The 13,867-nt window shown below is 45.9% G+C and carries 9 protein-coding genes and 1 pseudogene; 5 read left to right on the top strand and 5 right to left on the bottom strand.

The features are described 5' to 3' along the window. The first annotated feature begins 1 nt into the window (after position 1). Together galU and NST57_RS10035 are read left to right on the top strand one after the other, a co-directional pair. Positions 2–883 (top strand): UTP--glucose-1-phosphate uridylyltransferase GalU, encoded by an 882-nt coding sequence (gene galU / locus NST57_RS10030; protein WP_142155242.1) that lies wholly within the window; start codon positions 2–4, stop codon positions 881–883. 53 nt (positions 884–936) lie between these two features. Beyond that, complete coding sequence (locus tag NST57_RS10035; protein WP_142155243.1) at positions 937–1,539, top strand: VTT domain-containing protein; 603 nt, start codon at positions 937–939, stop codon at positions 1,537–1,539. Between the two features lie 39 nt (positions 1,540–1,578). Here NST57_RS10035 and NST57_RS10040 read toward each other — a convergent pair whose 3' ends face one another. After that, positions 1,579–2,400, bottom strand: a complete 822-nt coding sequence (locus NST57_RS10040; protein ID WP_341298497.1) for a uroporphyrinogen-III synthase — start codon at positions 2,398–2,400, stop codon at positions 1,579–1,581. 148 nt (positions 2,401–2,548) lie between these two features. On the opposite strand from NST57_RS10040, the gene NST57_RS10045 reads away from it, so the two are divergent. Together NST57_RS10045 and NST57_RS10050 are read left to right on the top strand one after the other, a co-directional pair. Further along, positions 2,549–3,169, top strand: coding sequence for an acetate uptake transporter (locus NST57_RS10045; RefSeq protein WP_142155245.1), 621 nt, complete (start codon positions 2,549–2,551; stop codon positions 3,167–3,169). 618 nt (positions 3,170–3,787) lie between these two features. Further along, complete coding sequence (locus NST57_RS10050) at positions 3,788–4,861, top strand: glycoside hydrolase family 26 protein (RefSeq protein ID WP_445818818.1); 1,074 nt, start codon at positions 3,788–3,790, stop codon at positions 4,859–4,861. 105 nt (positions 4,862–4,966) lie between these two features. Here the strand turns inward: NST57_RS10050 and NST57_RS20355 are convergent. After that, a pseudogene (locus NST57_RS20355) lies at positions 4,967–5,047 on the bottom strand (transposase); the annotation flags it as partial. 6 nt (positions 5,048–5,053) lie between these two features. Continuing rightward, positions 5,054–6,073 carry an LLM class flavin-dependent oxidoreductase gene (locus NST57_RS10055; protein WP_341298499.1) on the bottom strand — a complete coding sequence of 340 codons (1,020 nt, stop codon included), beginning with the start codon at positions 6,071–6,073 and terminating at the stop codon, positions 5,054–5,056. A gap of 175 nt (positions 6,074–6,248) precedes the next feature. Between NST57_RS10055 and NST57_RS20360 the strand changes: the two genes are divergently transcribed. Then, a complete protein-coding gene (locus NST57_RS20360) occupies positions 6,249–11,840 on the top strand; it encodes a BclA C-terminal domain-containing protein (RefSeq protein WP_445818819.1) in 5,592 nt (1,863 codons plus the stop codon). 32 nt (positions 11,841–11,872) lie between these two features. Here the strand turns inward: NST57_RS20360 and NST57_RS10080 are convergent, their stop codons facing one another. Both NST57_RS10080 and NST57_RS10085 read right to left on the bottom strand, forming a co-directional pair. Further along, positions 11,873–12,433: a DapH/DapD/GlmU-related protein gene (locus NST57_RS10080; RefSeq protein WP_142155248.1), complete on the bottom strand. Its 561-nt coding sequence runs from the start codon at positions 12,431–12,433 to the stop codon at positions 11,873–11,875. A gap of 64 nt (positions 12,434–12,497) precedes the next feature. Beyond that, positions 12,498–13,865 carry an MATE family efflux transporter gene (locus NST57_RS10085; protein WP_035703202.1) on the bottom strand — a complete coding sequence of 456 codons (1,368 nt, stop codon included), beginning with the start codon at positions 13,863–13,865 and terminating at the stop codon, positions 12,498–12,500. Positions 13,866–13,867: the final 2 nt, after the last annotated feature.

Raw genomic sequence — 13,867 nt, forward strand, 5'->3', positions numbered from 1 at the left:
AATGAATATCAAAAAAGCCGTTATACCAGCAGCCGGATTAGGCACACGTTTTTTACCCGCAACGAAAGCACAGCCAAAGGAAATGCTGCCGATTATCGACAAACCCGCCATTCAATACATAGTTGAGGAGGCTGTTCAATCAGGCATTGAAGATATACTAATTATCACAGGAAGAAATAAAAAATCGATTGAAGATCACTTTGACCGTTCGATTGAGCTAGAACACACGTTGCTTGAAAAAGGAAAAAATGAACAGCTGGCTGAAATCAAACATATTGCGGATATGGCCAATATTCATTATATTCGTCAAAAGGAGCCCTTAGGTCTTGGACATGCGGTATTATGTGCACGTCATTTTACTGGCAATGATCCTTTTGCGGTCCTTTTAGGTGATGATGTCATGGTGTCTGAAAGACCTGCACTCTCTCAGCTCATGGAAGTCTTTGAAGACAAACAAAGAGAGGTCATTGGCGTCCAGCAAGTGGATCGTCTAGATGTCAGTAAGTATGGTATGATAAAACCAGCTAGAGTAGACGGTCAAGTGTTTGAAGTCACAGACTTAGTGGAAAAGCCAGCTATTCATGAAGCTCCTTCCGATTTAGCCGTGATGGGCAGGTACCTGTTAACACCATCGATTTTTCCTATTCTACAAGGAATCGAGAGAGGTGCTGGGAACGAAATTCAGCTGACAGATGCGCTGAAAATCATTGCACATGAATCACCCATTTATGCAAAACAATTAGATGGGATGAGATTTGACGTTGGTGATAAGCTGGGCTCATTTAAGGCAGCGGCTGAAATTGGATTAATGCGTCATGATATGCGGCCAGCCATGCTAGCATATATGCAAAGCATACTCATGAGAGAAGCAAAACAAGCATAGGCTCTTATAAGGATGCTTGAAGAAAATTCGTATTTAAAGGCAGAGTGAAATGAATGGGAACCTTGTTTAATGAAATTTTAACCTGGCTGACAAGCCTTGGTTACGCAGGTGTTGCACTTGGACTGATGATTGAAATTATTCCGAGTGAAATTGTACTTGCCTACGGCGGATATATGGTGTCAACAGGAAGCATTGGATTTGTTGGAGCCGTCATCGCTGGGGTTATTGGTGGAACACTTGCCCAGTGCTTTATTTACTGGATCGGCCTTTACGGCGGCAGACCTTTTTTAACAAAGTACGGGAAGTATTTATTCATCCATGAGCATCATATTGCCACAGCAGAACGCTGGTTTGACCGATATGGAACAGGCGTCGTATTTACAGCTCGTTTTATCCCAGTCGTGCGCCATGCGATCTCGATTCCAGCTGGTATTGCAAAGATGCCATTTCTCAAATTTGTTCTTTTGACCGGATTAGCCGCCATCCCTTGGTCCATTCTATTTATTTACCTTGGAATACAGCTTGGGACAAAATGGGATCACATTCAAAGTGTCGCTCATACGTATACAACACCGATCATGGTCATTGCCATCGTTCTGATCGTACTGTATTTCGTTTTGAAAAAAATTCGCACAAATCGAAAACGGACAATCTAACGAAAACGCCTTTCACTCGTCATGTGAAAGGCGTTTTTTCTATGAGTACGTCGATTGTTTTTTCATATATTGAGATAATTCCATAATCATTGCACCCATTCTTTCATGTGAAGGAGCTAGAATTCGGCTTATCCCCTCTTCTTTTAAAGCTTCAGCTGTGACTTTTCCAACAGCTACAGCTAATACATGCTGCTCGAATAGAAGTTGCAGTGATTCTTTTTGGCCCCATTCTTCTGCTAGTTTGAAAAAGGCATGGACCTGAACAGCAGTTGTAAAACAAACGGCATGGACCTTCCCTTCTTTCATTTCTTGAAGCAAAGTGTCCGCCGCCTCTGGTTCAGGGGGCGTGTGCTGATATGGCATGAGCTGCAAAACATCTGCTCCCTTGTGATGTAAAAAGTCAATGAGAGCTGGTGCATTTTCGCCGTGAAGCTGCACCATGACACGTTTACCCTGAAGCTCTTTGTCTTCTAACTTTGAAATGAGGTCACGAACGGTTCCATCTTCATCAGAAACATCTGGCTGAATGCCGTGTTTTTTTAGAGCCGCGAACGTTTTGTATCCTCTTGAAGCGATATGGGCACTTGATAAAATGTTCATAAATGCTTCTCCAAGCTGGAGCTCTTCTGCACTTTCAATTAATGTGTCTGTGCCGATACCCGTTGTTAAAATGACCCAGTCAGTTCCCTTCTTTACAAAGGTTTCTATACCTGGCTTTAATTCCTCTTTGGCTAAAAATACTGTGCCCTGAAGAGAACGAATAACAGCCTGTCCTCCTTGCTTTTCAACAAGTGTACGCATTTCTTCTGTTTTTCTTGTTCCGCATATGGCAATGGTCTTTCCAGCTAAGCCTTTACTCATTCTCATCCCTCTTTTTCTATCACATGTATGATGTATTGTATTAAATATAGATTTATTTGGAAGACGTTGCAAGTGTCTACTAAAAAAGAGCTTGACGTTTCTATCGAATTCGAGTATCTTTTGTAAGTGCAAATTGTAGGAGGTCATTATGGAAAAACAGAATGTTCAAGCAATTCGATTATCAATCGCAGACCCAACACCACTTGGTTTGTTTGGTTTAGCAATGGTGACGCTTGTTGCGTCTTCACAAAAACTAGGAATCACAGATGGCACATCCCTGATTTTACCTTGGGCTATCTTCCTTGGGGGAATCGCGCAGCTGATTGCGTCCATACAAGATTCAAAGCATCATAATATTTTTGGAGCCACTGCCTTCGGCGCATTCGGTCTTTTTTGGATGGGCGTTGGAACCACTTGGCTCATTCAAGCTGGCGTTTTTGGGAAAACGCTTGCGGGAGCTGCCGACCCAAAACAACTGGGTTTCGCTTTTATTGGTTATTTGATTTTCAGCTTATTTATGACGATCGGTGCAATGGAAACACATAAAGTATTGTTTTTGATTTTCGTCTTTATTGATTTCTTATTCATTGGCCTGTCCCTAAGCTCGTTTGGTGTGATGTACGATGTGACTCATACGATGGCTGGTATTGCAGAATTGATTATTTCTCTTCTTTCATTTTATGGTTCTGCAGCTGTTGTACTCAATACACATTTTGGCCGTACAGTACTGCCAGTTGGACAACCATTTCGCGTTTTTACAAAAGAATAAATAAAAAAGAACTGCTCTGTGTCAGTACTCAGATTGTAGAGAAACTCATGTTTTTCTACAATCTTTTTTATTTTTAAAATATTGATGTTCTTTTATTGTATTGACAGCCTGATTATAATACAACTGATCGTAATGGTTACAGATTCTACATAAAAATTAGATACAAAAAATATGCATACCGCCCCCTTTACTTTAAAGCTGTACAAGATGCATGTTTAGAACGCCACTTCATTTTCCGTATTTTCCATTTATTAAATAATTCTCTTTTAGAATGAAAACGAATATGGAAAATTGTTGAAAGAGTCATGTTACCAAAGTATTATTGAGACCTATTGTTAAATGCTATTGGAGGTATTTAAACTTATTTTAAAAAACAGGAAAAATGACTGATGTATAAATGTATTTTTTAGTTTAACCTAATTTTTACCCTGAAATTGGTTTCACAAGGGTTAATGTATATATTTTGAAGAGAAAACCAATTTAAAACAAGGGGGATGATACACTTCTTACACTACAAGGAGATGGAGATTAAAAGTAATGGCTTCTGCGCTTTATAGCATTATTTAACAGTATTAAGAATAATAAAAAAGAATTGGGAGAATAAGTATGATTAAAAAAATGGGTGTTTTTATATTACTTTCTTTATTAATCGTTCCAGCTTTTTCTCAGGAAGCATCTGCTCATACAGTGACCCCCGTGAATCCTAATGCTCAGGCGACAACAAAAGAGTTGCTGAATTGGCTAGCTCACCTGCCAAACCGATCTGAGGATCGCATACTGTCAGGTGCATTCGGCGGATATACAAATGCAACGTTTTCAATGTCAGAAGCTGATCGAATCAAAAATGCTACTGGCCAGTCACCTGCAGTATATGCTTGTGATTATTCGAGAGGATGGTTGGAGTCAGCCAGTATTACTGACGCAATTGATTACAGCTGCAACAGTAATTTAATTTCTTATTGGAAGAACGGAGGTATACCTCAGATTAGTTTGCATCTTCCTAACCCTGCGTTTCAATCTGGGCATTATAAAACTCCAATTTCAAACAGTCAATACCAAAAAATCTTAGACTCATCAACTACTGAGGGCAAGCGATTTGACGCTGTTTTGAGTAAAATTGCAGATGGTCTTCAGCAGTTTGAAAATGAACGTGTTCCTGTTCTATTCAGACCTCTTCATGAAATGAATGGAGAATGGTTTTGGTGGGGTCTAACTGAATATAACAAAAAAGACAACCAACGCATTTCACTTTACAAACAGCTTTATCAAAAAGTCTATCATTATATGACTGATACAAGAGGTTTGGATAACTTAATTTGGGTATATTCCCCAGACGCAAACCGAGACTTTAAGGTAGATTTTTATCCTGGATCATCTTATGTTGACATTGTGGGATTAGATGCGTATTTCTCAGATGCTTATTCGATTAAAGGATATGACGAGTTAACTGCCCTGAATAAGCCATTTGCTTTCGCAGAAGTTGGTCCGCAAACAGCAAATGGTAGCCTTGATTATTCACAATTTATCAATGCAGTTAAACAAAAATATCCTAAAACCATTTATTTCTTAGCTTGGGATGATGGTTGGAGTCCTGTGGCTAATCAAGGTGCCTCTAATCTTTATAATGATGGTTGGACACTGAATAAGGGTGAAATGTGGAGCGGGAGTTCACTTACACCAATAGTTGAATAATGAGATACAAAGAGCACTATGAAGAAACTTTACTTCATAGTGCTTTTAAATATAAATTGATACATAAATTCAGGAGATACAAAGCATGTTATAGTAAATTTCTTATTCAAGTTGTCTTTCAGTACGGTAACCATTTAGGTATCCGATAAACATCATTTTGAACAAAATAAGTGGATCAAGAGAAGGACACCTTTATTTTTCTTGTTCCCCTTGAAATATGTCTGCAATGATTTCATAAGAGCGCATTCTTTCTTGATGATCAAACATATCCGAATTAATCATCACTTCATCTGCTTGAGTCGCTTCAATAAAGGCTTCTAACTCTTTTTTCACCTTTTGTTTATCCCCAATCATCGTCGAACTTAATTGTTCGTCCACCATCGCCTTCTCATATGGACTCCATAGCCCATCCATACTTTCAACAGGGGCTTTGAGTTTTCCTGGTGTATTGCGAATGAGACTCAAAAACCGCTGATAATGAGACGTCGCCAAATACTCAGCCCGCTCTGTTTGATCAGCAGCAAAAACCGTCACACCAACCATCGCATAAGGTTTTTTTAACACATCAGATGGTCGAAATGACTGTCTGTATAATTCTAAAGCAGGAATGGTATTTTTAGGTGAGAAATGTGCCGCAAAAGCAAATGGCAGCCCGAGTTCCCCTGCAAGCCTTGCACTAAAACCACTTGAACCAAGAAGCCAAATTGGTATATCCAACCCTTCTCCTGGAACAGCTCTGACATGTTTTTTGACCTGACCAGTCGGTTTGAAATATTGCCGAAGTTCTTCAAGCTGCTCAGGGAAATCCTCCCCATTATGAAGATTACGTCTAAGTGCCCTTGCCGTTAACTGATCTGTTCCTGGTGCCCTGCCTAGACCTAAATCAATTCTCCCTGGATACAAAGTCTCCAGTGTTCCAAATTGTTCTGCAATGACAAGTGAAGAGTGGTTGGGAAGCATAATCCCCCCAGAACCAACTCGGATCTTTTCGGTCCCTCCAGCAATATATCCAATCAAAACAGACGTTGCTGAACTCGCAACTCCTTCCATATTATGATGCTCCGCAAGCCAATATCGATGGTAGCCCCACTTCTCAGCTTTTTTTGCTAAATCCATACTATGTTCAAATGAATCTTTGATTGTGCCACCTTCTGTTACAGAGGATAAATTTAACACGGAATATGCTGTGTGTTGTAAAACTGATTGACTCATACATGATGCCCCATTTCTGTCAAAAATCATACTAGTTTCATCCTTTCCACACCATAACATAAAACGATTTAACTTTTAAATGATTTGATTCGATGAACTTCGAACTAAAAAATATCATTAAGCTCAATTCCGCTTTTAAAATTTCCACATAGAATAAAATATTAACTTTTAGGAGATGGGGAATTTGTATAATCAGTACGATAACAAATGTCCCTTTTGCGGAAAAAAGCATGATTGGCAACCTCATTACAGAAAATCTCGTCACGATAGACCTCCATTTGATGATTGCCCTCTTCTTAAACGAGAATGTAAAAAGAAAAAAGTTGTTAAACATCACAGCACTTGTGCTAAAGCAAAAGGACGAAAAAAAACAAATACTAAGATTGTAAAAAGAGGGCCTACTGGACCTACTGGTGTTACTGGTGTTACTGGAGATACCGGACCTACTGGGCCTACCGGAGCCACTGGAGATACTGGGCCTACCGGAGCTACTGGTGCCACTGGAGATACTGGGCCTACCGGAGCCACTGGTGCTACTGGAGATACCGGGCCTACCGGAGCCACTGGTGCTACTGGTGTTACTGGGCCTACCGGAGCCACTGGTGCCACTGGTGCTACTGGGCCTACCGGAGCTACTGGTGCCACTGGAGATACTGGGCCTACCGGAGTTACTGGTGCTACTGGAGATACTGGGCCTACCGGACCTACTGGTGCCACTGGTGTTACTGGAGATACCGGAGCCACTGGTGCCACTGGTGTTACTGGAGATACCGGAGCCACTGGTGCTACTGGTGTTACTGGAGATACCGGAGCCACTGGTGCTACTGGAGATACCGGACCTACTGGTCCAACTGGTGCTACTGGAGATACTGGGCCTACCGGACCTACTGGTGTTACTGGAGATACCGGGCCTACCGGAGTTACTGGTGCTACTGGAGATACCGGGCCTACCGGAGCCACTGGTGCTACTGGAGATACCGGACCTACTGGTCCAACTGGTGCTACTGGAGATACTGGGCCTACCGGAGCTACTGGTGCCACTGGAGATACTGGGCCTACCGGAGCCACTGGTGTTACTGGAGCCACTGGTCCAACTGGAGATACCGGGCCTACCGGAGTTACTGGTGCTACTGGAGATACCGGGCCTACCGGAGCCACTGGTGCTACTGGTGTTACTGGGCCTACCGGAGCCACTGGTGCCACTGGTGCTACTGGGCCTACCGGAGCTACTGGTGCCACTGGAGATACTGGGCCTACCGGAGTTACTGGTGCTACTGGAGATACTGGGCCTACCGGACCTACTGGTGCCACTGGTGTTACTGGAGATACCGGAGCCACTGGTGCTACTGGTGTTACTGGAGATACCGGAGCCACTGGTGCTACTGGTGTTACTGGAGATACCGGAGCCACTGGTGCTACTGGAGATACCGGACCTACTGGTCCAACTGGTGCTACTGGAGATACCGGGCCTACCGGAGTTACTGGTGCTACTGGAGATACCGGGCCTACCGGAGCCACTGGTGCTACTGGAGATACCGGACCTACTGGTCCAACTGGTGCTACTGGAGATACTGGGCCTACCGGAGCTACTGGTGCCACTGGAGATACTGGGCCTACCGGAGCCACTGGTGTTACTGGAGCCACTGGTCCAACTGGAGATACCGGGCCTACCGGAGTTACTGGTGCTACTGGAGATACCGGGCCTACCGGAGCCACTGGTGCTACTGGTGTTACTGGGCCTACCGGAGCCACTGGTGCCACTGGAGATACTGGGCCTACCGGAGCTACTGGTGCCACTGGAGATACTGGGCCTACCGGAGTTACTGGTGCTACTGGAGATACTGGGCCTACCGGACCTACTGGTGCAGGATTAACAGGAATTGAAGCGTTTGATCCGGTAGTAAGTCCTACTTACCCAGTAGGGCAAGTAGTGACCTTTAATGGCAGTACGTATGTAGTAAATACTGCACCACCAACAGGTACACCAGATACTTCCCCAGACTACACATTACTGGCTGCAGCAGGATCAACCGGTGATACTGGACCTACTGGTACAACTGGTGCTACTGGTGTTACTGGAGATACCGGAGCCACTGGTGCTACTGGAGATACCGGGCCTACCGGAGTTACTGGTGCTACTGGAGATACCGGGCCTACCGGAGCCACTGGTGTTACTGGAGATACTGGGCCTACCGGAGCTACTGGTGTTACTGGAGATACCGGGCCTACCGGAGCCACTGGTGCTACTGGAGATACCGGACCTACTGGTCCAACTGGTGCTACTGGAGATACTGGGCCTACCGGAGCTACTGGTGCCACTGGAGATACCGGAGCCACTGGTGCTACTGGTGTTACTGGAGATACCGGAGCCACTGGTGCTACTGGTGTTACTGGAGATACCGGAGCCACTGGTGCTACTGGAGATACCGGACCTACTGGTCCAACTGGTGCTACTGGAGATACTGGGCCTACCGGAGCTACTGGTGCTACTGGTGTTACTGGAGATACCGGGCCTACCGGAGCCACTGGTGCTACTGGAGATACCGGACCTACTGGTCCAACTGGTGCTACTGGAGATACTGGGCCTACCGGAGCTACTGGTGCCACTGGAGATACTGGGCCTACCGGAGCCACTGGTGTTACTGGAGCCACTGGTCCAACTGGAGATACCGGGCCTACCGGAGTTACTGGTGCTACTGGAGATACCGGGCCTACCGGAGCCACTGGTGCTACTGGTGTTACTGGGCCTACCGGAGCCACTGGTGCCACTGGAGATACTGGGCCTACCGGAGCTACTGGTGCCACTGGAGATACTGGGCCTACCGGAGTTACTGGTGCTACTGGAGATACTGGGCCTACCGGACCTACTGGTGCAGGATTAACAGGAATTGAAGCGTTTGATCCGGTAGTAAGTCCTACTTACCCAGTAGGGCAAGTAGTGACCTTTAATGGCAGTACGTATGTAGTAAATACTGCACCACCAACAGGTACACCAGATACTTCCCCAGACTACACATTACTGGCTGCAGCAGGATCAACCGGTGATACTGGACCTACTGGTACAACTGGTGCTACTGGTGTTACTGGAGATACCGGAGCCACTGGTGCTACTGGAGATACCGGGCCTACCGGAGTTACTGGTGCTACTGGAGATACCGGGCCTACCGGAGCCACTGGTGTTACTGGAGATACTGGGCCTACCGGAGCTACTGGTGTTACTGGAGATACCGGGCCTACCGGAGCCACTGGTGCTACTGGAGATACCGGACCTACTGGTCCAACTGGTGCTACTGGAGATACTGGGCCTACCGGAGCTACTGGTGCCACTGGAGATACCGGAGCCACTGGTGCTACTGGTGTTACTGGAGATACCGGAGCCACTGGTGCTACTGGTGTTACTGGAGATACCGGAGCCACTGGTGCTACTGGAGATACCGGACCTACTGGTCCAACTGGTGCTACTGGAGATACTGGGCCTACCGGAGCTACTGGTGCCACTGGAGATACTGGGCCTACCGGAGCCACTGGTGTTACTGGAGCCACTGGTCCAACTGGAGATACCGGGCCTACCGGAGTTACTGGTGCTACTGGAGATACCGGGCCTACCGGACCTACTGGTCCAACTGGTGCTACTGGAGATACTGGGCCTACCGGAGCTACTGGTGCTACTGGAGATACCGGACCTACTGGTCCAACTGGTGCTACTGGAGATACTGGGCCTACCGGAGCTACTGGTGCTACTGGTGTTACTGGAGATACCGGGCCTACCGGAGTTACTGGTGCTACTGGAGATACCGGGCCTACCGGAGTTACTGGTGCTACTGGAGATACCGGACCTACTGGTCCAACTGGTGCTACTGGAGATACTGGGCCTACCGGAGCTACTGGTGCCACTGGAGATACTGGGCCTACCGGAGCCACTGGTGTTACTGGAGCCACTGGTCCAACTGGAGATACCGGGCCTACCGGAGTTACTGGTGCTACTGGAGATACCGGGCCTACCGGAGCCACTGGTGCTACTGGTGTTACTGGGCCTACCGGAGCCACTGGTGCCACTGGAGATACTGGGCCTACCGGAGCTACTGGTGCCACTGGAGATACTGGGCCTACCGGAGTTACTGGTGCTACTGGAGATACTGGGCCTACCGGAGCTACTGGTGCCACTGGAGATACTGGGCCTACCGGAGTTACTGGTGCTACTGGAGATACTGGGCCTACCGGACCTACTGGTGCCACTGGTGTTACTGGAGATACCGGGCCTACCGGAGCCACTGGTGCCACTGGTGCTACTGGTGCTACTGGTGCTACTGGAGATACCGGACCTACTGGTCCAACTGGTGCTACTGGAGATACCGGACCTACTGGTCCAACTGGTGCTACTGGTGTTACTGGGCCTACCGGAGCCACTGGTGCTACTGGAGATACCGGGCCTACCGGAGCCACTGGTGTTACTGGAGATACTGGGCCTACCGGAGCTACTGGTGTTACTGGAGATACCGGGCCTACCGGAGCCACTGGAGATACCGGACCTACTGGTGCTACTGGTGCCACTGGTGCCACTGGAGATACCGGACCTACCGGAGCCACTGGTGCCACTGGTGCCACTGGAGATACTGGGCCTACCGGAGCCACTGGTGCCACTGGAGATACTGGGCCTACCGGAGTTACTGGTGCTACTGGTGTTACTGGAGATACCGGAGTTACTGGTGCTACTGGTGTTACTGGAGATACCGGACCTACCGGAGCCACTGGTGCCACTGGTGCCACTGGAGATACTGGGCCTACCGGAGCCACTGGTGCCACTGGAGATACTGGGCCTACCGGAGTTACTGGTGTTACTGGAGATACCGGACCTACCGGAGCCACTGGTGCCACTGGAGATACTGGGCCTACCGGAGCCACTGGTGCCACTGGAGATACTGGGCCTACCGGAGTTACTGGTGCTACTGGTGTTACTGGAGATACCGGACCTACCGGAGCCACTGGTGCCACTGGTGCCACTGGAGATACTGGTGCCACTGGAGATACTGGGCCTACCGGAGCCACTGGTGCCACTGGAGATACTGGGCCTACCGGAGCTACTGGTGCTACTGGGCCTACCGGAGCCACTGGTGCTACTGGAGATACCGGGCCTACCGGAGCCACTGGTGTTACTGGAGATACTGGGCCTACCGGAGCCACTGGTGCCACTGGAGATACTGGGCCTACCGGAGTTACTGGTGCTACTGGAGATACCGGGCCTACCGGACCTACCGGAGTTACTGGTGTTACTGGAGATACCGGACCTACCGGAGCTACTGGTGTTACTGGTGTTACTGGAGATACCGGACCTACTGGTGCCACTGGAGCTAGCGGTCCTACTGATACGGCACTTTATGCTGGAAATACAACAGGTCCTACAATCATTACTATTGTAGGTGGTACGAACATTGCTTTACCAAGTAATCAAAATATTAATGGATTTACGCCGAATGGTTCAAATGATACATTCACAGTCCAGCAAACAGGTAAATACTATATCACATATCAAGTAAATACCACCGTTGCACTTTTAGTGAGCACAAGGCTATGGTTGAATGGATCAACTGCTATTCCAGGTTCAATTCAATCGTCTGCCGTATCCACAACTTTTATGAGCAATACAGTTATTGTCAATTTAACAGCAGGAAATACAATTTCATTACAATTTTTCGGAGCGATTGTAACAGCCATTCTAATAGGTGGTGGTGCAACCGGTGCATCACTTACCATCATCAGACTCAGCTAAATGAAACTAAGCTAGAAAAAAGAAAGGCTCTGTCAGCCTTTCTTTTTTCTAGCTTCAATTACGCTTATACAATGGTCAATATCATGAGATTGTAAGAGATGAAAAATAGACTGTATGATCGAAAACTCTAAATTCCACCATTCTAATAACTGAAGTTTTTCAATGATATCAGAAGAAAACCGATATTTCATGAGCCGCTGCGGGTTCCCTGCGACGATCGCATATGGTGGCACATCTTTTGTAATCAGACTATTTGCTCCAATGACTGCCCCGTTTCCTATATGTACCCCTGACATGATCGTTGCTCCATATCCAATCCAAACATCGTGCCCTATACACACATCTCCTTTTGATCGTGGATGTCCTTCAATATGAGCAGCATCTGTGAAAATTTGATTGAAGGGATATGTAGTGACCCAGTCTGTTCGGTGTTCACCACCAAGAAAAACTTTCACTTCGTTTGCGATAGAACAAAACTTCCCCACATTCAGCGTTGTTCCTTCTCCCCACGTCAAGACTTGAAAATCTGGTCCAGCATAAGTGAAGTCACCGATATCATAAGAACTGAGCTCACTTCTTTGGTTTAAAAACATAGAAGATCAGACCCCCTACAAAGTAATCGATCTTCGTATGTATATGCCAGATGATAGGCTCACATTATGATTGGACAAGTGCAACGATCTGCTTTTTCTTCCATACCAGTCGATAATAGCCATATTGGAGCAATAAGTTTACAAAAAAGGCTGCAGGATATCCTATCCAGATTCCTTTGATCCCAAGCGATGTATGGTGTGATAGCACATAAGCCACTGGTACTTCAACAAGCCAAATGGAACAAATACTAAAGATGGTCGGCCATAGAACTGTGCCACTTGCTCTCATTGTGGCTGCAACGATTTGTGCTGTTCCGAAAATGAGATAGCTCCATAGGGTAATCACGACCAAACTATATGCAATGTCAATCGTTGCAGGATCTGTTAAAAAGATAGATAAAATTTGCGGTGCGAAAATATAGACGAAAATAATAATCAATCCACCTATTGCAAAGTTTAGCCCCAGCCCAATTTTAATGACATCCTTCAAACGATTCATGTTTCCTGCGCCAATGAATTGTGCGGCGAAGATAGAAACCGCAATACCAAGGCTCACTGCAGGCATCTGTACATAACTTACGACTTGATTGACAACGCCATAAGCTGCGGTCGCCTGTGATCCATAATCGTTGACAAAAGAAATGACAGCAATTTCTGATAAAGAAATGAGAATCATATTAATACTAGATGGGATACTTAACTTTAAAAGCGTTTTTAATAAATCCCCTTTCATCAATAAATGCTTTCTAACCGACGCATCAATGCGCAGCGGGTGCTTTGTTTTATAAAGATAGATATGAAGAATGATAAACGTAACGATTGTAGAAATCACAGAAGAATACGCAGCACCATATAAACCAAATGCCGGTAAACCAAGCCAGCCGAATAATAAAATTGGCAGCAATAAAATATTGGTTCCTGTACTAATCATTAAGAAATAAAATGGGGTTTTTGAATCTCCTGTTCCTCGTAAAAAAGTTGTATAGACAAAATAAAGAAATAAGATGGGCATGGAGATGAATAGGATTCTGGCATATGCCGCACTTTCCTCCACAATATTTGCAGGTGTCCCCATCAGATGTAAAATATCTGTGGCAAAAAAACCTCCAATGACAGCTAAAGAAAGTCCGATTAAAAAGGTGAACGAAAGCGTTGTACCGATAATTTCCTTTAACCTCTGCTCATTTTTTGCTCCGTATGCTTGTCCAATAAGGATCGAGCTTCCTGATCCAATCCCAATGGAAAAAGAAACAAGTAAAAAGAAAAGTGGAAAGAATGCAGAAATCGCAGCTACTGCATCCTCTCCAATCCATCTACCGACAAGCACAATGGAAACAAGCTGTCCAATTGATTGCAAAATATTGCTTAATAAAAGTGGAATTAGAAAGATCGACATGGTTTTTACTAAAGATTGATTATTATCTAACGTCATGA

Origin of the sequence: Bacillus sp. FSL M8-0077, assembly GCF_038050255.1 — a bacterium.
Lineage (GTDB): Bacteria > Bacillota > Bacilli > Bacillales > Bacillaceae > Bacillus > Bacillus altitudinis.

What these genes read in the sequence shown, in the direction of transcription:
- galU (WP_142155242.1), top strand. Translation starts at nt 2, where the DNA reads ATGAATATCAAAAAAGCCGTTATACCAGCAGCCGGATTAGGCACACGT.
- NST57_RS10035 (WP_142155243.1), top strand. Translation starts at nt 937, where the DNA reads ATGGGAACCTTGTTTAATGAAATTTTAACCTGGCTGACAAGCCTTGGT.
- NST57_RS10040 (WP_341298497.1), bottom strand. Translation starts at nt 2,400, where the DNA reads ATGAGTAAAGGCTTAGCTGGAAAGACCATTGCCATATGCGGAACAAGA.
- NST57_RS10045 (WP_142155245.1), top strand. Translation starts at nt 2,549, where the DNA reads ATGGAAAAACAGAATGTTCAAGCAATTCGATTATCAATCGCAGACCCA.
- NST57_RS10050 (WP_445818818.1), top strand. Translation starts at nt 3,788, where the DNA reads ATGGGTGTTTTTATATTACTTTCTTTATTAATCGTTCCAGCTTTTTCT.
- NST57_RS10055 (WP_341298499.1), bottom strand. Translation starts at nt 6,073, where the DNA reads ATGAGTCAATCAGTTTTACAACACACAGCATATTCCGTGTTAAATTTA.
- NST57_RS20360 (WP_445818819.1), top strand. Translation starts at nt 6,249, where the DNA reads ATGGGGAATTTGTATAATCAGTACGATAACAAATGTCCCTTTTGCGGA.
- NST57_RS10080 (WP_142155248.1), bottom strand. Translation starts at nt 12,433, where the DNA reads ATGTTTTTAAACCAAAGAAGTGAGCTCAGTTCTTATGATATCGGTGAC.
- NST57_RS10085 (WP_035703202.1), bottom strand. Translation starts at nt 13,865, where the DNA reads ATGACGTTAGATAATAATCAATCTTTAGTAAAAACCATGTCGATCTTT.